Raw genomic sequence first — 20438 nt, forward strand, 5'->3', positions numbered from 1 at the left:
CGGCGGCGCGCTCGGCCTCGGCCGCCAGGGCGGCGGCAACGTCGCGCGCCGCCCCGGTCCGCGCGCGCCCGGCGGCAAGCGCCTGCCGCGCCGACTCGACGCCCCGCCGCATCTGCTCAAGGTCCGGCAGGGTGCCCAAAGCGGCCTCCGCCTCGGCCTGCAGGCGTTCGGCCTCCGCGCGGTCCTCCGCCACGCGGGCAAGCTGCGGCGCCAGCGCCCGCAGCCGGCTCTCGGCGCTGGCGGCCCGGCTGGCCAGCCGCGATTCCTCCGTTCGCGCCGCTTCCAGCGCCGCCTCGGCCTTGCGGCGCGCGTCGCGGGCGGCGGCCTCGGCGGCCTGGGCGGCGCTCTCCTGCCGCGCCGTCTCGTCGCGCGCGGCGCGGGCTGCCGCGGCGTCCGGCAGGGCGGCGAGCACCTCCTCGGCGGCCTCGCGCGCGGCCAGAGCGGCCTGCAACTCGGTCTCCAGCCGTTCCAGCTGCGGCCCAAGCGCGGCCAGACGGCTTTCCGCCCGCTCGGCCTGGGCGTTGAGGCGCGCCTCGGCCTCGCGGGCACGGGCCAGCGTGGTTTCGGCGGCACTGCGCGCGGCACGGGCCTGGGACTCGGCGCCTGCCGCCTGTGCCTCGGCCTGCTTCGCCGCATCCGCGGCGGCGGCAGCCTCCTTCGCGGCGGAGACCGCCTGCGCGAGCGCCTCCTCGGCGACGCGCAGGCGGTTGCGCTGGGTCAGGCGCACCGCGCCGGGGCTGGGCGCGCCGGCCTGGATGCCGTGCCCGTCCCAGCGCCAGAGCGCGCCCTCCCGGGAAACCAGGCTCTGCCCCGGCGCCAGCCGCGCCTGCAACACGGTGCCGTCGGCGCCCTCCGCCAGCAGCCCGATCTGCGACAAGGCACGCGCCAGTTCCGGCGGCGCCTCGACAAGCTGGCCGAGCGGCGTGGCGCCCTCGGGCAACGGTGCCGGCACCTCCAGCGGCGGCAGGCGGCGCCAGTGGCGCGGCGCGCGCGGATCGGCGGGGCTTTCCAGCGCCTCGCCGAGCGCGGCGCCGAGTGCCGCCTCCAGCCCTGGCGGCACCATCACGGCTTCCAGGATCGGCGCCGCCGCACCCGGCTCGCGGGCGCGCAGCAGGTCGGCCAGGCCCTGCCGTTCGGCGTCGGCGCGGGCGCGGGCGGCCTCGGCGGCGCTGGCATTGCCCCGCGCCAGCACATGCGCCCCGGCGGCGGCGCTGCGCGCGCCCTCCGCCTCGGCCAGCGCCTTGCGCGCGGCCGCAAGCCTGGCATCCGCCTCGGCGGTCGCGGTGCGGGCGGCGTCCAGCGCCGTGGGGTCGGGCCGCTCGGCGGCGGCGGCATCGCGCTCCCGGCGCAGACGGTCGCGCTGCTCCGTCACCTGGCGCGCGCGATGGGCGGCGGCGTCGCGTTCGGCGGAGGCACGGTTGCGCGCCGATTCGGCCTCGGTCACCGCCCGGCGGGCGGCGGCGTGCCGCTCCTGCGCGGCGGCGCGGGCGGTCTCGGCCTGTTCCAGCGCGGCGCGCCCCTCGGCGATCGCGGTCTCGGCCGCCTGCCGGGCGGCACCAGCCGCCTCGATGGCCTCGGGCGGCACATGCGCCGCCTCGGCCTCGCGCTGCTGGCCGAGCAGTGTCTCGTGCTGCTGGCGGAGGCGCTCGCTGCGCTGGCGGGCGGCGTTCATCTCGCCACCGACGCGCGCCTGCTCGGCGGCCGCCTCGGCGGCCAGCTGCGCGGCGCGGTCCGCCTCGCGCTCCAGCCGGGCCACCGCCTCCTCGGCCTCGGCCTGCTCGGCAAGCGCGGCCTCGCGGCGCTCCGGCAGGGCGGCGACCACCCCTTCCAGCGTCCGCGCCTCCTCGCCCAGCCGCCCTTCGGCGGCGGCGGCATCCTCGACCAGCCGCTTCGCATGGCCGAGATCGTCGCGGATCTGCGCCAGCCGCGCCTCGGCATCGGCCAGGGTGGCGCGGGCGCGGCGTTCCTCCGCCTCCAGGCCCTCCGATTCGACGCGGTGCCGCTCCAGCGCGGTCCGCGCCTCGGCTTCCTCGGCACGCGGCGCAGGCAGCTCCCGCTCGGCGGTGAAGGCGCGTTTGGTGGCCGCCTCGGCGGCCTGTTCGGCACGGGCGGTGGCGGCGCGGGCGGCGGCATGGGCGTTGCGGCTGCCGGCCAGCGCCTTCTCGGCGCGGGCGACCAGCAGCGAGAAGTACTCGGCCTCCGCCTGCCGGGTCAGGCCGGAAAGGTTGCGATAGCGCGCCGCCTGCCGGGCCTGCCGCTGCAGCGACTGCCGCTGCACCTCTAGCTGGCCCTTCAGGTCGTCGGCGCGGGTCAGGTTCTGCTCGGCCTGACGCAGCTTCAGCTCCGCCTCGTGCTTGCGGGCGCGCAGCCCGGCGATGCCGGCGGCCTCCTCCAGCACCTGCCGGCGCTCCTCCGGCTTGGCGGCGATCAGCGTGGCCACCTTGCCCTGGCTCACCATGGCGGAGGAGCGCGCGCCGCTGCCGATATCGGCGAACAGCGTCTGCACGTCCCGCCCGCGCACCTCGCGGCCGTTGATGCGGAAGCCCGTGCCCTCGCCGCGCACGATGCGGCGGGTGATCTCCAGCTCGGCCGCCTCCTGGTGCGGCGGCGGGGCAAGGCCGGAGGCCTCCTCCAGCAGCAGCGTCACCTCGGCCTGGTTGCGCCCCGCGCGGCTGGCGGTGCCGGCGAAGATCACGTCGTCCATCTCGCCGCCGCGCATGGCGCGGGCATTGGTCTCGCCCATCGCCCAGCGCAGCGCCTCGACCACGTTGGACTTGCCGCAGCCATTCGGACCGACGATGCCGGTCAGGCCCGGCAACACGTCCAGCGTGGTCGGCTCGGCGAAGGACTTGAAGCCGGCGATGCGCAGCCGCGCCAGCACCGCCCGCAGCGCCGCGGCGCGCGCCGCGGCCTCGGTGGCGGCGTCCCGCGCCGGCTGGGTGTCCTCGGCCGCGTTCTCCGCGGGCGCGGCGCCCTCCTCCGGAGCGCCCCCCTCAGGCACGACCCCGGTCAAGCGCCGGAGGCCTCCTGCACCAGCTGGGAGAAGCGGTCGAAGGACAGTTCGCCCGGAACCACCTTCGAAGCGCCGAAGGCGAAGCTGGGGGTGGAGCTGACCTTGTACTGCTGCTCCGCCTTCAGCCGCTCCTCCAGGATGGCGCGGCGCAGCGCCTCGTTGTTGATTGCGGCGTCCACCTGCTGGCGGTTCATCCCCGCCAGGGCGGCGATCTTGGCGATCTCGGCGATGTTGTCGGCGTTGCGGTTGAAGGCCCAGCGCTCCTGGCTGGAAAGCAGCGCGCCGATGAAGCCTTCATAGCGCTCCGGCGGCAGGGAGCGCGCCACCTGGGCGGCCGCCAGGGCAAGCTGGTCCAGCGGGAAGTCGCGCCAGACCATCCGCATCCTGCCCTTCTCCACCAGCTCCTGCTTCACGCGCGGCCAGGTCTCGCGGTGGAAGGCGGCGCAATGCGTGCAGGTCAGCGAGAAGAACTCCTGCACCGTTACCGGGGCGTTGGCGGGGCCGGCCGAGCGCTCGCCGAGATCGACGCCGCCCCCCTGTGGGGTTCCCTGGGCGGCTGCGGCGACGGGGAGCAGAACGGCCGGGGCCAGCATCAGCGTGCGGCGGGAGAGAGACATGGAAGCTCCTTCGGCTTGGCGATGGCGGCGCCGCGTCCGGGCGGGCGGCCTGCGCCGTCTCTAGCGCAGAATCCCACCCCGAGGCGATCCCGCCGCAGATGGCCGGGCGGCGGGCAACTGTCCATCCTTCGTTGCACTTCGCCATGCCGGCTCAGCGGCGGCGGTAGACCCCCTGCCCCAGCCGCGCCAGGGCGGCGCGCAGCTCCGGGTCCGGCACCGCCTCCAGCGCCTCGCTCACCGCGGCCGGCAGCTTCGCCGGCGGCGGCCGCTTGGCGCGGGGGGCGGGGGGCGGCATGGCGCCCTGCACGAAGCGCAGCCGCTCCACCAGCCGCTGCCCGAGCGCGGTGTTGATCCGGGCGACGAGCTGGGGCGCCATGTGCTGCAGCTCCATCGCCATCGGGCCGGCGCAGCGCAGCGTCAGCGTGCCGCCGGTCATGCGCAGCGGCATGCTCTGCGCCGCCAGCGCGGGCCCGACGATCTCCGGCCAGTCGGTCATCAGGTGCGCGGCGGCCGGGCTGCGCCGCTTGAAGGCGGGCCGCGTCAGGCGCGGCAGCAAGGCCGAAAGCGGGCGTGGCCCGAGATCCGCCCGCCAGACGGGGGCGGGCCGGGTCGCCTCCTCCGGTTTTTCCGTCCGGGGACTTGATCCGCGCGGCGGTTCGTCCTCTTCCTGCATCCGTGCTTCCCTCCGCTTCCGACCTGCTCGCCTGGTACGACCGTCACCGCCGCCGCCTCCCCTGGCGGGAGGCGCTGCGCGACCCCTACCGCATCTGGCTCTCCGAAGTCATGCTGCAGCAGACCACCGTCGCCGCCGTAACGCCGCGCTGGCGCCGCTTCCTCGACCGCTTCCCGACCGTGGAGGGGCTGGCCGCCGCGCCCTGGGAGGCGGTGGCCGAGGAATGGGCCGGGCTCGGCTACTACGCCCGCGCCCGCAACCTGCATGCCTGCGCCCAGGCCGTCACGGCGCGCGGCGGCTTTCCCGATACGGTGGAAGGGCTGCGCGCGCTGCCGGGCATCGGCGCCTATACCGCCGCCGCCGTGGCCGCTATCGCCTTCGATAGGCCGGTGGTGCCGCTGGACGGCAATGTGGAGCGCGTGACCAGCCGCGTGAAGGCGGTGGAGGAGCCGCTGCCCGCCGCCCGCCCCCGCCTTGCCGCCCTGGCGCAGGGCTGGATGAGCCAATCCGCAGCGCAGGCCCGGCCGGCCGACTTCGTGCAGGCGCTGTTCGACCTCGGCGCCACCATCTGCACACCGCGCAATCCCGCCTGCGCCCTCTGCCCCTGGCAGGCGGGCTGCGAGGGCCGCAAGGCGGGCATCGCCGCAAGCCTGCCGCGCAAGGCGCCCAGGGCGGCGCGGCCGACAAAGTTCGGCGTGCATTTCCTGCTGCGGGACGACGAGGGCCGCCTGCTGCTGCGCCGCCGGCCGCCCACCGGCCTCCTGGGCGGCATGCTGGGCCTTCCCGGCACCCCCTGGCGGGAGGAAAGCTGGGCGGAGGAGGAGGCACTCGCCTTCGCGCCCGTTGCCGCCCTTGACTGGCGCCCGCTGCCCGGCGAGGCGAAGCACGGCTTCACCCATTTCGAGCTGCGCATGTCGCTGCTGACGGCCACCGCACCGCCCGCCTTGCGCACCGAAGGCGAATGGTGGCCGCCGCCAGCCGCCGCCCAGGCGCTGCCCGGTGCCATGCGCCGGCTGCTGACGCTTGCCGAAGGCGCCGGCGCCATGGCAAGCCCTGTTCCCCGCGCGCCTCGCCCCGGGCCGCGCAAACGAACACAGACGGGACGCCCCGCATGACGCAACTGACCGCAACCCGCGCCCGCACCGGCCTGCAACTCGCCGGCTTCGCCCTGCTCGGCTCCGCCGCCCTGGCCGCCTCGGCGCAGATCACCCTGCCGATGTGGCCGGTCCCCGCCACCATGCAGACGCTGGTCGTGCTGCTGCTCGGCGCGCTTGGCGGCGCCCGGGTGGGAGCGGCCGCGGTGCTGGCCTACCTGGTGGAAGGCGCGCTCGGCCTGCCGGTCTTCGCCGGCGGCACCGCCGGCCCCGCGGTGCTGATGGGTCCGACCGCCGGCTTCCTGCTCGGCTTCCTGCCCGCCGCCGCGCTGGCCGGCCTTGCCCGCGGCTCGCTGCCGCGTCAGGCCGCCGTGCTGACCGCGGCGCACCTGCTGCTCTTCGTGCCGGGCGTGCTGTGGCTGGCCCAGTTCACCGGCCTGGAGAAGGCAGTGATGGCGGGCTTCGTGCTGTTCATCCCCGGCACGGTGGTGAAGACCGCCCTGGCCCTCGCCACGCTGCGCGCCCTGCGCCGCGCCTGAACCGAAGCGCATCCCTGGCAGGCGCGTGCCTGCCAACCTTCGCCGGGGTGGCAGCGGCCACCCCGGCCCCCACGATCCCCAAGGCCTCAGCGGACGTCAGGCGAGCCAATCCGTCAGGGGCAGGCCGGGACCGAAGGTCACGCTGCCGTCGTGGTGGATCGCGGCGTGGAACAGCGGATTCCCCTCGGCGTCCTGCAGATCCGCGGCGACGATCCAGGGCTTCGCGTTCGCCGCGTCATGGCTGAGCACCAGCGTCGCGCCATCGCCCAGCCCGGCGGTGCGCAGCACCACCGTGCCGTCGCGGCTGATGCTCTGCCGCCAGGGCAACTCACCGAACATCTCCCCCAGCGAGGCGTCGTCGCGCAGGACCAGCGTGCAGGCGGGAAGGCCATCGGCCAGCAGGACACGCATCTGGACGCGCCAGGGTTCGGCCTCCGCCGCGTCGCTCCGCAGCACCACGCGGAACCCGGCGTCGAGCTCCACCACGCCTTCCAGAACCCGCCCCTGCGCGTCCTGCATGGTTGCGCAGCCACTCCAGGGATGCGATCCGGCCGCATCGAGGAACCGCTCCGTGGCGGTGCCGTCGTCCTGCATCACCTGCTCATGCAGCATGCGGCCGGCGGCGTCATAGTCCCGCCGCAGCGTCTGCCAACTGGCTGCTCCGGCCGCGTCGTACCGTGTCAGGCTGCGGCTGCCGTCGTCGAGGTTGACCGTCTCCGAGGTCAGGCGTCCCGCGCCATCCCAGGTCCGGCTGATGCTGGACCAGGGCGCCGAGCCAGCGGCATCATAGTCGATGGACACGCGCCCGCCCTCGTCGGGCAACTTGTCCAGGCGCGTGCGGGCGCCTGCCGCGTCGTAGGTGATCGCGATCTCCGACCAGCTCTCCGCGCCGGTCACGTCGTAACGGGTGAGCGTGCGGCTCCCATCCGCGTGGCTTTCCGTCACCAGCAACAGGTTTCCTTCCGCGTCATAGGTGTAGCGGCTGGAGCTGCGGGCGCCATCGGCCGGCCTGACAGCTTCCGTGAGCAGATGCCCCGCGGCATCGAAGCTCCGCTGCACGAGCTCGATGCGGCCATCGTCGCCTTGCCTTTCCTGCCGTACCACCTGGCCTTCCGCGCTGCGCGTGATGGCCATCCGCGCCCAGGCCTCGGCATCCGCGGCATCGAAGAAGACGGTCAACGAGCTTCCGTCGTCACGCTCCTCGCGCGTTCCGTCGCGCCGGCCCAAGGCGTCGTAATGGATGGTGAAGCTGTTCCAGGGTTCCGCCTCCGCCGGGTCGTAGCGCGTGACGCTGCGCGCGCCATCCGCCTCCCACACCGCGAGGGAGGCGAGTCGCCCGGCGGTGTCGTAGGCCTGCGTCCGGCTCGCCCAGAGGATGCCGGCGGGGTCGATGTCGGTCGTCGCCGCCTCGCCGCCATCCAGCGCCAGCTCGCGGCGGAGGAGCCGGCCAAGCGTGTCATAGAACAAGGTTCGCGAGGCCCAGGAGGCCTCCTCGGCGAGATCCGTGATGACCCGCTGCATTGCCATGCCGCGCCTTCCCCGATGCTGGCGGTTTGACTCGGGTGCCGCAGTCTTCGCCGGCGAGGTCAGCGCATTTTGCGGCAGGCTTTTGGCTTGGAAGCTCTGGCGGCAACCTCACGAAAATGTAAGCGGAGCTTCCGTCGCTGTAAATGCCCACGGGCCAGGCGGGGCTGCCGTTGTCCCCCCCCCCCCCGGCCCCGATGCGGGCGGCGGAAGCGGCCCGGCCGATCAGGCCAGCGGCGACGCGATCGTTTCGGAAAGGCTGCCGTTGTCATTGATGCCGGCGGAATAGAGCGCCGCGCCATCGGCGCCGTAGAGCACCGCATAGACGGACCAGTCATGCGCGTCGGCCACGTCATAGTCCACGATCAGCGTGATGCCGTCGCCGAACTCGGCCGAGCGATGGACCACAACGCCGTTGCCGTCGAAGATCTCGTGCCAGTCGGCGCCGCCGAGGTCCTCCTGCAGGCTGCGGTCGTCATGGACGGTGGCGCGGTAGGCCAGCGTGCCGTCCGACATGGAGAGCCGCGCATCCGCGGTCCAGGCCTCGGTGCCCGCGACGTCGTATCGCATCACCGCCTGCCCGCCCGCGTCGAAGGTGACGGCACGTTGGCTCACCGCACCGCCCGCGGCATGGGAGATGATGTATTTCGACCACTCGGCATTGTTGCCGGCATCGCGGAAGATCTCGGCGCCGGTTCCGTTGTCGTACTCGATGAGCTGGCTCGCGAGCTGGCCGTCGGCATTGTAGTTCAGCGTCACCTGCTGCCAGTCCTGCAACCCGGCGACGTCGTACTGGACGGTGACCCGGCTGCCGTCGTCGTAGTTGGTGGCCTGGAAGGTCACATGGTCCTGCGCATCGTAGGTGAAGCTCTGCTTGCTCCAGCCTTGCGCGTTGCCGGCGTCATAATGATTGATGATCTTGCCGCCGTCGTCGAGCACCACGTCGAGGCGGACGCGCTGGTTGCCGGTGTCGTAGGAGACGGTTTGCGTCTGCCAGGCTTCCGTGCCGCACGCGTCGTAGAAGGTGTTGGTATGGCCGCCGTCGTCGAAGTTGGTGGTCTTGGACCGGAGGTGGCCCTCGGCGTCGTAGGTGGCGATGATCCTCGTCCAGTCCTGGAGGTCGGCGGGGTCGTAGACCACGTGCGTCGCGCCGTTGTTGTCGAGGACGAAGTCCCGCTGGATCAGCCGGCCTTCGTCGTCATAGGTGAGGGTCTGCACCGACCAAGACGCGGCATCCGCGGTGTCGGTGATCACACGCTGGGTGGTCATCGCTGGCTCTCCTGATTCTTCTGGGCAGCGCAGGCCTTGTGAAGCTTTCCCGGCAGGACGCGCCGTCGGTGGACATGGGGCGAACGGCCAAGCCAGGGGTTGCGGATCGAAGATGAAGCCAAGGGCAGAGGCTGCGAAAGCACCCTGCGTTGAAATTTTTGCGAGAATTTTTCGCTAATCTGTTCGCGCGGATGGTGCATGCGCGACCCTTCGGCACCCGACAAGACCCCGCTTCGCGCCAAATCAAAAGGTTAATTCCTGGTTGATCTGTCAGTCAGGAAGAATCGCCTTCTGATGCATACCCCTGCAGGCTTTGATCAACATGGGTTCAGCAGGTCATCTCCTGCGCGGGAAGCCTGCGAGCCAGGGCTGCAACCTCTGTGCGGATCAGCCGTTCCTTGGAACAAGCCGTGAACACTCACGGCTTTCCCCGACGCTTCCGGAGCGAAGAGAACCCCCATGGACGACAAGGCCAAGAACCCGCCCGACAATGCCGTCAAGGACCCCGCCGACTGGACGACCGGCGAGGAAACCATGACCGGCGCGCAGGCCAGCTACCTCAAGACCCTTTGCGAGGAAGCCGGCGAGGCTTTCGACGAGACGCTGACCAAGGCGGACGCCTCCCGCCGCATCGACGAACTGCAGGCCAGAACCGGCCGCGGCCGCGACCACTGAGGCGGCTGTGCTCCGCCCGCGCCGGCGCGGGCGGAGCGGCGAATCAGGCCACCCAGTCGCCGGCCTGCCCGGGCGCCATGGTCTGGTGCAGCACGCCGTCGTCGCCCAGGGCGGCAACATAGAAGGCGTCGCGGCCGGAGACATCGCTGAGCGTCATCTGCATCACCCAGTCCTGCGTCCGCGCCGTGTCGTAGCTGAGCGTGAGAAGCACGCCGTTGCCGAGGTCGAGGCTGCGCTGCCGCACCCCGTCTTCCACCGTGGTGTCCACCTTCCACGCGGCGTCGGCGAACCGCTCGATCAGGGTGAGGTCGTCGCTGAGCTGCACGGAATAGGCAAGCTCGTTGTGCAGGTCGGTCACGCGCAGCTGCGCGGCCCATGGCGCCACTTCGCCCGACCAGCCATTGGCGGGATCCACCCGCGCCACCAGGTGCCCGCCATCGTCGAAGTTCACCGTGTAGCTGCTGATCTCGGTGTTGCGGTAGCTTCCTGTCTGCGTCGCCCGGGACCAGGCATGCTGATCGCCGGCGTCGTACCAGGCATCCAAGGATTGCAGGTCGTCATACTGGATGAAGCTGGAGGTCAGCTCGCCCGCGGCATCGTATCTCCGGCTGTGCGAAGTCCAGTCGCGGCCGCCGCTGTCGTATTGCAGCACCTCGCGGCTGCCGTCCTCGGAGAATTATTCCACGGTGTAGAGCTGGTCCGCCGTGCCCTGCGTCGTGCGTGCCACGATGCGATTGGACAGCGCGTCGCCGCTGTAGGCGGTGGTGACGGAATGCCCGTCGTCGAACTGCATGTCGCGGCTCAGGATCACGCCGGAGGCGGCATAGTCGGTGGCGATGCTGTCCCAGCTCGCGCTGTCCGCCGCATCGTGCATCACAACGCTGCGGTGCCCGTCATCCCAGTTGGTGGCCTCCCGCAGCAGCGTGCCGGCGGCGTCGAATTCCCGCGTGACCTTGCTGATGGCGGAAAGGCCGGCCGGATCGTACTGCGCTTCGAGATGCCCGCCGGCATCAAGCAGCAGGTAGCGCCCTTCAACCCGCCCGTTGTCGTTGTAGAACGCGGTCTGCCTCGACCACGGGTGCAGGTCCGCGGCATCGGTGAACTCTCGCTGGTAACTCACGGCACACTCCAAGGATCAGCCGCGGCAGGCCGGCCGCCCTTGCCACGGGCAGGCCCGTTGATGGATCCTACTACCGCACATGCTAAGGCTGCCGCCAACTTTGCCGACGCCCGCAAAAGCTGTGCGACCCCGCCAGAGCTCTCGCTCACAAATATTTGATAACGGACTCTCCTCCTCCGGTTGGGATTGCCTGAACAACACAACCTCGACAGATCTCATGCCTCCTGAACACAATCCACGAGGCGCAAATCTTCAGCCGCGCAGCGGCCGCTGCGCGAATCGGCGTGTTGGGAGCGGACTCGCTTCAGCCCATGCCGCGCGCAAGCTCGGCGCGAAGCTCGTCGAGCAGCCGCAGCGACCCGTCGCGCCGCTCGACATGCCAGAACAGCCAGCCGTTGCAGGAAGGCGCCTCCTGCACAGCAGCGCCAACCTGGTGGATCGAGCCCTGCGCCTGCCCGCAGCGCAGCGAGCCATCCGCGCCCACATCGGCGACGAAGCGCCGGTGCCGGTCCACCAGCCTGGCGCCCGGCGGCACGAGGCCGCGCTCCACCAGCGTGCCGAAGGGAATGCGTGGCTGCTCGCGCCTGGTCGGCATCACCAGGGCGGCGCTTTCGGGCAGTGCCTCCACCGCCTCGATGCGCGCCCGCGCCGCCGCGGCGTAGTCGGGGTCGCGTTCGATGCCGATGTAGCGCCGCCCGAGCCGCTTCGCGACCGCCGCCGTGGTACCGGAACCGAGAAAGGGATCGAGCACCACCTCCCCCGGCGCGGTGCAGGCCAGGATCACCCGGTGCAGCAGCGCTTCGGGCTTCTGCGTCGGGTGCACCTTCTTGCCCTCCGCGTCGCGCAGGCGCTCGCCGCCGGTGCAGAGCGGGATGAACCAGTCGCTGCGCATCTGCACGTCGTCGTTCAGCGACTTCATGGCGGTGTAGTTGAACTTGTAGCGGCTCTCCTGCCCGCGCGCCGCCCAGATCAGCGTCTCGTGCGCGTTGGTGAAGCGGCGCCCGCGGAAGTTCGGCATCGGGTTGGCCTTGCGCCAGATGACGTCGTTCAGGATCCAGAAGTCGAGGTCCTGCAGCGCCACGCCGAGGCGAAACACGTTGTGGTAGCTGCCGATCACCCAGATCGTGCCGTCCTTGCGCAGCACGCGCCGCGCCTCGGCCAGCCAGGCGCGGGTGAAGGCGTCGTAGGTGGCGAGGTCGGTGAATCGGTCCCAGGCGTCGTCCACGCCGTCCACCACGCTCTCATCCGGCCGCCGCAGCTCGCCCCGGAGCTGCAGGTTGTAGGGCGGATCGGCGAAGATGGCATGCACGGAGGCCGGCGGCAGCCGGCGCAGGGTCTCGATGCAATCCCCTTCAAGGATGCAATCCACCGGCAGATCCAAACCCGTACCCACGCCCGCGAAACCCCCAGCGACTCGATGAGAGACAATGCGTTGGGTCGAGTCGCGCCGTCAAGGAAGCCGAGTCGGCGATCTTTCAGGATGTTCAGAGCAGCGCGAGCCGATCCACCGGCGCGAAGCCGCGGCGATGATGCGGCGAGGCGCCCAGTTGCAGCAGCGCGGCGCGGTGCTGCGGCGTCGGGTAGCCGGCATGGCGGGCGAAGCCATAGCCGGGCCAGCGGCGGTCGAGCCGGGCCATGGCGCGGTCGCGCGTCACCTTGGCGATGATCGAGGCGGCGGCGATGGAGAGGCTGGTCGCGTCGCCCCTCACCACGCAGCGCACGGCGCAGGGCAGGCCAGGCGCGGCGTTGCCGTCCACCAGCGCGAGGTCAGGCAGCGCCGGCAGGCGCAGGATGGCGCGCCGCATGGCCAGATGCGTGGCGCGGAGAATGTTGATGCGGCCGATCTCGGCGGCGCTGGCCGCACCCAGCGCGAAGTCCAGCAGCCCGGCGCGGGCGGCGGCGCGCAGCGCGGCGCAGGCCGCCTCGCGCCTTGCCGCGTCGAGCTTCTTGCTGTCGTCCAGCAGGTTCGCCAGCTCTCCCGGCGGCGTGGCGCGGAACACCACGGCGGCGGCAACCACCGGCCCGGCCAGCGGCCCGCGCCCGACCTCATCCACGCCGGCGACGCGGCCGCCCGCCTCCCGCTCCAGCGAATAGTCCGGCATTCACCCGAGGCCCCTGGTTTCCAGCACGTCGCCCGGCGCCAGCAGCCCCGGCGCGCCCTCGCGCAGGAACTGCCGCGCCGCCGGGTCCTTCCGCCATAGGGCGCGCAGAAAGGCAACGGCAAGCCCGGCAACGCGCGGGTGGAAGGTCGCCTCCTCCCAGCGGGCGCCGGCCCCCGCTTCCCCGGCGAAGCTGGCATGGGTGGCGCCCTCCAGCACCGCCAGCGCGCCGGGCGCGGCGATGGCGTCGAAAGGGATGCGCCGATCCGCCGCGCGGGTGCCGTCCACCCAGGTGTCGTCCAGCGTGCCGGTCACATGCAGCATCGGCGCCTTCACGCGCGCGAAGGCGAGCGCCGGCGGCAACCCGGCGGAGGGCACCGGCGAAAGGGCGATGCCGGCCGAGAGTCGCCGATCGGGCAGCACCAATCCCCGGTCGCCGCCGGGGATGCGCTCGCCCAGCATGTGCTGCACCAGCCAGGCGCCGTAGGAATGCCCGGCGATACCCAGTCGCGCCGGATCGAGGCGCCCGGCCAGCTCGGGGCGGCGCGACAGCTCGTCCAGCACGAAGATGGCGTCCTGCAGGCGGTCCAGCGCCCGTCCCGCGTCGCCGATGGCGGCGGCGAAGGCGAGGCGTCGGTCGCCCGCACCGCGCCAGAGGCTGTCATCGGTGCCGGGGTGCTGGATGTGCAGCGCCGCAATGCCGGCCGCCGCCAGCGCCTCGCCGAGATAGGCCAGCCCTTGGCGCGAGCCGCCCAGCCCGTGCGAGACCAGAACCAGCGGCACCGGTCCCCGGCCCTCCTCCGGCCAGCGCAGCAGCACCGGCAGGGTGCGGCGGCGGGCGGGGTCGGTCCAGTCCTGACGCTCGGCCTCCTGCGCGCGGGCGGCGGGAGCGGCAAGCAGGAACGGCAGGGCAAGCATGGCGCGGCGGGGCATCATCGCCTGGAGATGGCCCCGCCCCGCCGGGTTGCGAGAGGTGCCCGCCTCAGCCTTCCAGCTTGAGGCCGAGACGGCGGATCACCTCGCCCCAGCGCTGGCTCTCCGCCTGCACGAAGGCCGCCGCCTCCTCCGGCGTGCCGGTCACCACCTCGAAGGCGGAGGCCTCCATCGCCTGCTGCGCCTTCGGGGTGGCCAGGGCCACGCGGGCTTCCCTGGCGAAGCGGCCGACCCGCTCCTCCGGCGTGCCGGTGGGCACGATCAGCGCCTGCCAGCCATAGGAGGTGGCGTCCGGCAGCCCGGCCTCGGCCAGGGTCGGCACCTCGGGAAGCTGCGGCATGCGCTTCGCGGAGGTCACCGCCAGGGCGCGCAGCGCGCCTTCGCGGATCTGCGGCAGCACGGCGGCGGCGGTGGCCACCGTGGCGCTGATGCGCCCGGCCACCAGGTCCAGCGTCGCCTGGCCGAAGCCCTTGTAGGGCACGTGCTCCAGCCGGATGCCGGTGCGCGCCTTGATGTCCTCCATGGCCAGGTGGCCGCCCGAGCCGGCGCCCACCGAGCCGTAGGTCAGCTCCGCCGGGTGCGCCTTGGCATAGGCGACGAAGCTGGCGAAGTCCTGCACCGGCAGTTTCGGGTTCACCGCCAGCACCTGCCCGCCGCGCACCAGCAGCGAGACGATCTTCAGGTCCTTGGTCGGGTCGTAGGGCAGGCTGGGATAGAGGGCCGGGGCGGTGGCCAGCGGGCCGTTGATGGAAAGGCCGATGGTGTGGCCGTCGTTCGCCTTGGCCACCACGTCGGTGCCGATATTGCCGCCGGCGCCGGCGCGGTTCTCCACCACGAAGGGCTGGCCGAACACGTCGCTGAAATGCGAGGCGACGAAGCGCCCGGTCAGGTCCGGCGTGGAGCCGCCGGGAAAGGGCACGATGAAGCGCACCGGCCGTTCCGGCCAGGCCGCCTCGGCACGCGCGACATGCGGCGCGGCAAGCAGGGCGGGTCCGAGGGCAAGCAGCGAACGGCGGGGCAGCATGGTGGCGGATCCTCTTCCTGACCTTTGCCCCGCTTGCAGCATGGCGCGGCGGCCCCGTCCAGCCCGATCAACGCCCCGCGATCACCGAACGGCCATGCACGAAGCCGTCCACCGGGTAGGCGCTGCTGCCATAGCCGCCGATCGGCGGATACCAGACCCGCACCAGGGACCAGTCGTTGCGTGGCGAGACGTCCAGCACCGGCTGGTCCCGTGCGATGCGGCCCTTGCCACTGCCGCTGGCCCAGTTGGCATGGTCCACGCGAATCTCGCGGCGGGAGAGCACCCGCGTCACCACCGAAAGGTGCCCATCCCGCAGCCGCCCGGCGCGGGCGAACACCATCACGCTGCCGGGGCGCGGCACCTGGCTGCGCTCGTAGAGCCCGGCGGCGGCGGACCACCACTCCCAGGCGTCGCCGCGCAGGTCCACGCCCGAGCGGGCACGGGCATAGGGCACGCAGGTCACCGGCTCGCGCAGCGCCGCCGCCCCCAGCACCGGTCCGCGGGGCGTGCCGCCGCAGGCCGCCAGCAGCAGCATGGGCAGAAGCAACAGCCAGCCCCCGCGCATCCCTGCGGCAGCCCTCCTCAGGCCGCGGCGCGCGCGCCGGGCACGCCGCGCACCCGGCCGCCCGGCTGCCCGCCCGGCACGGCGGCGCAGAGATCGGCTGCCACCAGAAGCTTCGCCCAGTCCAGCCCGGTGGCGGCGCCCATGCGGCGGAACATCCAGGCCAGGTCCTCGGTGGCGGTGTTGCCGGTGGCGCCAGGAGCGAACGGGCAGCCGCCGAGCCCCCCCGCCGCGCCGTCGAAGATGCGGCAGCCGACCTCGTAGGCGGCCAGCGCATTGGCCAGTCCCATGCCATAGGTGTCGTGCCCGTGGAAGGCGAAGGGATTGCCCCAGGACGCCAGCGCATGGGCGAAGACCGCCGCAACCTGGTCCGGCGCGGCGTTCCCCGTGGTGTCGGCGATGCCGATCTCCAGGCCTGGATCCAGGGAGAAGACCCGCTCCAGCATGTCCACGGCCTCCGTCACCGGCACCACGCCCTCGAAGGGGCAATGAAAGGCGCAGGACAGGTTGAAGCGCATCGCCACACCGGCCGCCGCGCCCTCGCGCACCAGGGCGGAGAGCTCCGCCAGGCTCTCGTCCCGGCTGCGGTTGAGGTTGGCGCGGTTGTGCGCCTCGGTCACCGACATGAAGAAGCCGAGCCGGTCGGCGCCGGCATCCATCGCCAGGTCGAAGCCCTTCCGGTTCGGCACCAGCACGGTGCATTCCAGGCCGGGAAGCTGCTTGGCCGCCTTCAGCACCTCGGCCGTGTCGGCCATCTGCGGCACATGGCGCGGGCTGACGAAGCTGCCCACCTCCATCCGCCGCACGCCGGCCTCGTAGAGCGCCCGCACCATGGCGATCTTGGTTTCCGTCGGCACGAAGGAGCCGATGGACTGCAATCCGTCGCGCGGCGCGACCTCGCTGATGATGACCGCCTGGCTCATTCCCGCTCACTCCCTTTCGCGCCGCAGCCTTGGCGAGCCCGCACCGGATCGCAAGGGGGCGGCCCCGATCTCCCAATTTTTCCATGCTTCACCGGCCTGCGGGAAACGCATTGTCAACATCCTCGCGCCAGAATGCCTGCGGGCTCGGCTCCCGTGGCCCTGTCTCTCCCGATCCGGCGCCGGTCCTCTTCTCCGGCGCCCCCCGCACCACCGTCCTCCCGGTGCGGTCCACCTCTGGGCAGGTTCCTCCTGGGAACCTGCCCCTTTTTTTCTCATCAGCCCTGCGTGGGCAGGGGTGGAATCTCCGCACCCGGCGGAGGGAAATACCCTTCCGCTCCCTGAACCGCCGGACCGCCCCGCCGATGACCTTCCGCCATACCCCCGCCCTCCCGCGATCCGTCCCGGAGCGGCGGCCATGATCCCCGGCCTTGCCATCCTGCTCGGCTGCCAGCTCGTCGGCGAGGTGCTGGCACGCTCCCTGCACATGCCCGTGCCCGGCCCGGTGATCGGCATGGCGCTGCTCTTCCTCGGCCTGCTCGCGCGGGACCAGCTCTGGCCCCGCGCCGCCCGTCCCGACCCCGGCACCCCCGGCCTTGGCCAGGTTGCCGACGCGCTGCTCGGCAGCCTCGGCCTGCTTTTCGTGCCGGCCGGCCTCGGCGTGGTGGTCTACGGGCCGCAGCTGGCGCGGAGCTGGGCGCCGCTCTCGCTCGCCATCGTGGTGGGCACGCTGCTCTGCATCGCCTTCACCGGCCGGGTCGCGCAGGCCTTGATGCGGCGCTTCGGCTGATGGTGGATCTGGCGCAGATCTGGGTCTACCTGGCGCGTGACCCGCTGGCGGCGCTGACGGCCACCCTGCTCGCCTGGATGGCCGGGCTGAGGCTCGCCGAACTCTGCCGCTGGCATCCGGCGGCCAACCCGGTGGTTTTCGCGGTGGCCATCCTGGTGGCGCTGCTGCTCGCGAGCGGCGTCGAATACCGCGCCTATTTCGAAGGCGCGCAGTTCGTCCATTTCCTGCTCGGTCCGGCCACGGTGGCGCTGGCGGTGCCACTCTACCGGCAATGGCGCCATGTCCGCGCCTCCGCTCCCGCGGCGCTGCTGGCGGTCGTCTCGGGCGGCGCGGTGGCGGCGGCGGTGGGCGTCGCGCTGGGCTGGGCCTTCGGCGCCTCCCCGGCGGTGGTGGCAAGCTTGGCACCACGCTCCGTCACCACCCCGGTCGCCATGGGCATCGCGGAGCAGATCGGCGGCCTGCCCGGCCTGACGGCCACGGTGGTGCTCGCCTCCGGCGTGGTGGGCGCCACGCTGGGGCCGCTGGTGCTGAACGCCGCACGCATCCGCGACTGGCGCGCCCGCGGCCTGGCCATGGGGACGGCCGCCCATGGCCTGGGCACGGCGCGCGCCCTCTCGGTGAACACCGCGGCCGGTGCCTTCAGCGGCCTCGGCATGGGGCTGAACGCCCTGGCCACGGCGCTGCTGCTGCCGCTGGTCTGGCGCTTCTTCGCGGGCTGACCAGGGCGACCGGGGGAGAGGGGGTTCCGGGGGAGTGCATCTCCCCCAGCTTTCTTCGGAACCCTGGTCAGACGCCCAGCGAGCCGTCCTTGGCGGCGGCGTAGCGCTTGGCGACGCTGTCCCAGTTCACCACGTTCCACCAGGCATTCAGGTAGTCGGCCCGGCGGTTGTTGTACTTGAGGTAGTAGGCGTGCTCCCACACGTCGTTGCCGAAGAGCACCCGCTGGCCGTCCATCAGCGGCGTGTCCTGGTTGGGGCGGGTGGTCAGCGCAAGCTTGCCGTCGCGGTCCACCGTGACGAACACGAAGCCCGAGCCGAAGACGCCGGCACCGGCCTTGTTGAAGTTGCCCTTGAAGGCGTCGAAGCCGCCCAGGTCGCGCTCGATGGCCTGGGCCAGCTCGCCGGAGGGGTTGCCTCCCTTTCCGCCCATCACCTGCCAGAACATGGCATGGTTCGCATGGCCGCCGCCATTGTTGCGGATGGCGGTGCGGACGGCCTCCGGCGCCTGGCCCAGCTTGGCCAGCAGGTCCTCCAGCTTCATCTGGGCAAGCTGGCTGTGGTCCTTCAGCGCGTTGTTGAGGTTGTTGACGTAGGCGGCATGGTGCTTGTCGTGGTGCAGCTCCATGGTCTTCGCGTCGATATGCGGCTCCAGCGCGTCGAAGGCGTAGGGTAGCTGCGGCAGCATGAAGGGGCCGCTGGACGTGCCGCTGGCGGCCTGCGCGAAGACGCGGCGCGGGGAAGCAAGCATGCCGGCGGCGAAGAGGGAGGCGCCGGCGGTCAACATCCCGCGGCGGGCGAGCATGGGGGTCGTCATTGGCGGAGGGCTCCCGGATGTGCCTTGCGCTCCAACGCGGCAGCCTGCCGCCGGATGCGGAGCAGTTCTGAACACTACCGAGATGAGGCCTCGCCGCGCCGGCGCAAGAGCGTCACCGCCAGCAGCAGCAACACCGAGAGCAGCACCATGACCATCGCCGCCGCCATGATGGTGAGGCTGAGCTGGTCGTTCAGCCCGGAAAACATCTGCCGGGGCAAGGTGCGCTGCGCCGGGCCCGCGAGAAACAGCGTGACCGTCACCTCGTCCAGGCTGGTGGCGAAGGCGAAGAGCGCCCCCGCCGCCACCCCCGGCAGGATCTGCGGCAGGCAGATCCGGCGGAAGGCCCGGACCGGCGAGGCGCCACAGGCCGCCGCCGCGCGGAGCTGCACCGGATCGAACTGCTCCAGCGCCGCCAGAACCGTGACCACCACGAAGGGCGCGCCCAGCGTGGCATGGGCCAGCACCAGGCCGGTGAAGCTGTTGCTCAGCCCGAGCGGGCCGAAGGCCAGCAGCAGCGCCACGGCGACCACAATGGCCGGCACCACCATCGGCGCCATCGCCACCGCCAGCACCAGCATCCGGCCGGGAAAGCGGGCGCGCCACAGGCCGAAGGCGGCCAGCGTGCCGAGCGTGCCGGCCAGCAGCGCCGCCCCGGTGCCGATGCGCAGCGAGTTCCACAGCGCCGGCAGCCAGAAGCTGGAGGTCCAGAAGTCGGCATACCAGCGCAGCGAAAGGCCGGGCAGCGGGTAGGAAAGGAAGGAGCCCGCGGAGAAGGAGAGCGGCAGCACCGCCAGCACCGGCGCCACCAGGAAAAGCAGCGCCAGCAGGCCGAAGGCCCAGAGCAGGATGCGGGCGGGCCTCATGCCGTGCGCATCCGCGAGAAGCCGACCAGCCGGCCATAGATCCCGACCACCACGGCGACGGCCGCCAGCAGCAGCAGCGAGAGCGCCGCCGCCATGCCCCAATTGACCGTGCGGGTGGCGTAGAAAGCGACGAAATAGGGGATCATCTGGTCATTGGCGCCGCCCAGCAGCGCCGGCGTGACGTAGAAGCCCAGCGCCTGGATGAAGACCAGCAGGCACCCCGCCCCCACCCCGGGCAGGGAGAGCGGCAGCGAGATGCGCAAGAAGGTCCGCCAGGGCGAGGCACCCAGCGAAAGGGCCGCGCGCGGCAGGCGCCAGTCCAGCGCGCGCAGGCTGGCATAGATGGGCAGCACCATGAAGGGCAGCAGGATGTGCACCATGCCCAGCAGCACGGCGCCCCGGTTGAACAGCAGCGGCAGCGGCCCGGCGGTGAGTTGCAGCGCCTGCAGGGCGGCGTTGACCACGCCCTCCCGCTGCAGCAGCACCGTCCAGGCGGCGGTGCGGACGATCAGGCTGGTCCAGAAGGGCAGCAACACCCCCGCCAGCAGCCAGGGTACCGCGCGCGGCGGCGCGGTGGCGATCAGCCAGGCCAGCGGATAGCCGATCGCCAGGCAGGCCAGCGTTGCCAGCGCGCCGATCCAGAGCGTTCGCCAGAGGATGCCGCGGAAGATCGCCTGTTCCGGCGGCGCCGCGCCGATGCTGCCCGTGGAGTCGCGCTTCAGGTCGAGCACGGCGAGCAGGTGGAAGTCGGAGACCGGCCCTGCGGCCCGGCGGATCGCCGCCCAGGGCGTGGGCGTGCCCCATTCCTCGGCGAGGTCGAGCAGCTTCTCGCGCGCGCCACCCTCGAAGGGCGGGGCGACGCGGCGGGCGGTCATCGGCAGCAGCGAGCGGAAGCCGGGCCAGTCGTTGTTCAGCCGGGCGGCGGCGCGCGCCACCTCGCCCTCGCCGTTCGCGCGGTCCCGCTCGCGCGCGGCGCGCAGGTCCTCGACCAGCGCGGCGAAGGCGGCCTCGCCGGGCGCCGCCTTGCCGTCCCAGCCGTCGAGCGCCGCCAGGGTGCGCGGCAGCACCGGCGGCACGTCCGGCTCGCCCACGGCGCGCAGCAGAAAGGCGCCGATCGGCAGCACGAAGACGGCCAGCAGGAAGAGGAGCAGCGGCGCCACCAGCGCCGCCGCGGCGAGCCGTCCGCGCAA

21 protein-coding genes are annotated in these 20438 nt (G+C 72.5%); 5 read left to right on the forward strand and 16 right to left on the reverse strand.

Features of this window, described 5'->3' with window-relative positions:
• The 3 genes from E0493_RS03975 to E0493_RS03985 form a co-directional block, all read right to left on the reverse strand.
• Window positions 1-3013, reverse strand: a 3013-nt coding sequence (locus E0493_RS03975; protein ID WP_160935640.1) for an AAA family ATPase, incomplete at its 3' end; no start/stop codon positions are given.
• Window positions 3010-3630 (reverse strand): DsbA family protein, encoded by a 621-nt coding sequence (locus E0493_RS03980; protein ID WP_160935641.1) that lies wholly within the window; start codon window positions 3628-3630, stop codon window positions 3010-3012. The genes E0493_RS03975 and E0493_RS03980, both read right to left, overlap by 4 nt.
• Window positions 3631-3781: 151 nt before the next feature.
• On the reverse strand, window positions 3782-4303 hold the full coding sequence (locus E0493_RS03985; protein WP_160935642.1) for a DUF721 domain-containing protein: 522 nt from the start codon (window positions 4301-4303) through the stop codon (window positions 3782-3784).
• 2 nt (window positions 4304-4305) lie between these two features.
• Between E0493_RS03985 and E0493_RS03990 the strand changes: the two genes are divergently transcribed.
• Both E0493_RS03990 and E0493_RS03995 read left to right on the forward strand, forming a co-directional pair.
• A complete protein-coding gene (locus E0493_RS03990; protein ID WP_160935643.1) occupies window positions 4306-5418 on the forward strand; it encodes an A/G-specific adenine glycosylase in 1113 nt (370 codons plus the stop codon).
• Entirely contained in the window at window positions 5415-5936 is a 522-nt protein-coding gene (locus tag E0493_RS03995; protein ID WP_160935644.1) for a biotin transporter BioY, read from the forward strand. Before E0493_RS03990 ends, E0493_RS03995 begins: the two co-directional genes overlap by 4 nt.
• 96 nt (window positions 5937-6032) lie before the next feature.
• Here E0493_RS03995 and E0493_RS04000 read toward each other — a convergent pair whose 3' ends face one another.
• Window positions 6033-7463 (reverse strand): RHS repeat protein, encoded by a 1431-nt coding sequence (locus E0493_RS04000; protein ID WP_160935645.1) that lies wholly within the window; start codon window positions 7461-7463, stop codon window positions 6033-6035.
• Between the two features lie 222 nt (window positions 7464-7685).
• On the reverse strand, window positions 7686-8729 hold the full coding sequence (locus E0493_RS04005; RefSeq protein ID WP_160935646.1) for a hypothetical protein: 1044 nt from the start codon (window positions 8727-8729) through the stop codon (window positions 7686-7688).
• A 459-nt stretch (window positions 8730-9188) separates the two neighbouring features.
• Between E0493_RS04005 and E0493_RS04010 the strand changes: the two genes are divergently transcribed.
• On the forward strand, window positions 9189-9404 hold the full coding sequence (locus E0493_RS04010; RefSeq protein WP_160935647.1) for a DUF3072 domain-containing protein: 216 nt from the start codon (window positions 9189-9191) through the stop codon (window positions 9402-9404).
• 43 nt (window positions 9405-9447) lie between these two features.
• On the opposite strand, the gene E0493_RS04015 is transcribed toward E0493_RS04010, so the two are convergent.
• The 8 genes from E0493_RS04015 to E0493_RS04050 all read right to left on the reverse strand — a co-directional run bounded on the left by E0493_RS04015 (window position 9448) and on the right by E0493_RS04050 (window position 16065).
• A complete protein-coding gene (locus tag E0493_RS04015) occupies window positions 9448-10056 on the reverse strand; it encodes a hypothetical protein (protein WP_160935648.1) in 609 nt (202 codons plus the stop codon).
• Window positions 10057-10080: 24 nt separating this feature from the next.
• Window positions 10081-10524 (reverse strand): hypothetical protein, encoded by a 444-nt coding sequence (locus tag E0493_RS04020; protein ID WP_160935649.1) that lies wholly within the window; start codon window positions 10522-10524, stop codon window positions 10081-10083.
• 304 nt (window positions 10525-10828) lie between these two features.
• Complete coding sequence (locus E0493_RS04025; protein ID WP_160935650.1) at window positions 10829-11917, reverse strand: site-specific DNA-methyltransferase; 1089 nt, start codon at window positions 11915-11917, stop codon at window positions 10829-10831.
• Window positions 11918-12008: 91 nt separating this feature from the next.
• Window positions 12009-12626: a ribonuclease HII gene (locus E0493_RS04030; RefSeq protein ID WP_160935651.1), complete on the reverse strand. Its 618-nt coding sequence runs from the start codon at window positions 12624-12626 to the stop codon at window positions 12009-12011.
• Window positions 12627-13559, reverse strand: a complete 933-nt coding sequence (locus E0493_RS04035) for an alpha/beta hydrolase family protein (RefSeq protein ID WP_160935652.1) — start codon at window positions 13557-13559, stop codon at window positions 12627-12629. It lies immediately after the preceding gene.
• Window positions 13560-13605: 46 nt separating this feature from the next.
• A complete protein-coding gene (locus tag E0493_RS04040; protein WP_235913587.1) occupies window positions 13606-14580 on the reverse strand; it encodes a Bug family tripartite tricarboxylate transporter substrate binding protein in 975 nt (324 codons plus the stop codon).
• Window positions 14581-14647: 67 nt separating this feature from the next.
• On the reverse strand, window positions 14648-15145 hold the full coding sequence (locus E0493_RS04045) for a CHAP domain-containing protein (protein WP_160935653.1): 498 nt from the start codon (window positions 15143-15145) through the stop codon (window positions 14648-14650).
• Between the two features lie 17 nt (window positions 15146-15162).
• Complete coding sequence (locus E0493_RS04050; protein ID WP_160935654.1) at window positions 15163-16065, reverse strand: hydroxymethylglutaryl-CoA lyase; 903 nt, start codon at window positions 16063-16065, stop codon at window positions 15163-15165.
• A gap of 415 nt (window positions 16066-16480) precedes the next feature.
• Here E0493_RS04050 and E0493_RS04055 point away from each other — a divergent pair, with 415 nt between their 5' ends.
• Both E0493_RS04055 and E0493_RS04060 read left to right on the forward strand, forming a co-directional pair.
• Window positions 16481-16852: a CidA/LrgA family protein gene (locus E0493_RS04055; RefSeq protein WP_160935655.1), complete on the forward strand. Its 372-nt coding sequence runs from the start codon at window positions 16481-16483 to the stop codon at window positions 16850-16852.
• Window positions 16852-17571, forward strand: coding sequence for an LrgB family protein (locus E0493_RS04060; RefSeq protein ID WP_160935656.1), 720 nt, complete (start codon window positions 16852-16854; stop codon window positions 17569-17571). The genes E0493_RS04055 and E0493_RS04060 overlap by 1 nt, the downstream gene beginning before the upstream one ends.
• A gap of 67 nt (window positions 17572-17638) precedes the next feature.
• Here the strand turns inward: E0493_RS04060 and E0493_RS04065 are convergent, their stop codons facing one another.
• The 3 genes from E0493_RS04065 to E0493_RS04075 form a co-directional block, all read right to left on the reverse strand.
• Window positions 17639-18385, reverse strand: a complete 747-nt coding sequence (locus E0493_RS04065; RefSeq protein ID WP_160935657.1) for a superoxide dismutase — start codon at window positions 18383-18385, stop codon at window positions 17639-17641.
• Between the two features lie 74 nt (window positions 18386-18459).
• Window positions 18460-19248: an ABC transporter permease gene (locus E0493_RS04070; protein WP_160935658.1), complete on the reverse strand. Its 789-nt coding sequence runs from the start codon at window positions 19246-19248 to the stop codon at window positions 18460-18462.
• Window positions 19245-20438, reverse strand: coding sequence for an ABC transporter permease (locus E0493_RS04075; RefSeq protein ID WP_235913588.1), 1194 nt, complete (start codon window positions 20436-20438; stop codon window positions 19245-19247). Before E0493_RS04075 ends, E0493_RS04070 begins: the two co-directional genes overlap by 4 nt.

The sequence above is a fragment of the Teichococcus coralli genome (assembly GCF_009829925.1).
Taxonomy (GTDB): domain Bacteria; phylum Pseudomonadota; class Alphaproteobacteria; order Acetobacterales; family Acetobacteraceae; genus Pseudoroseomonas; species Pseudoroseomonas coralli.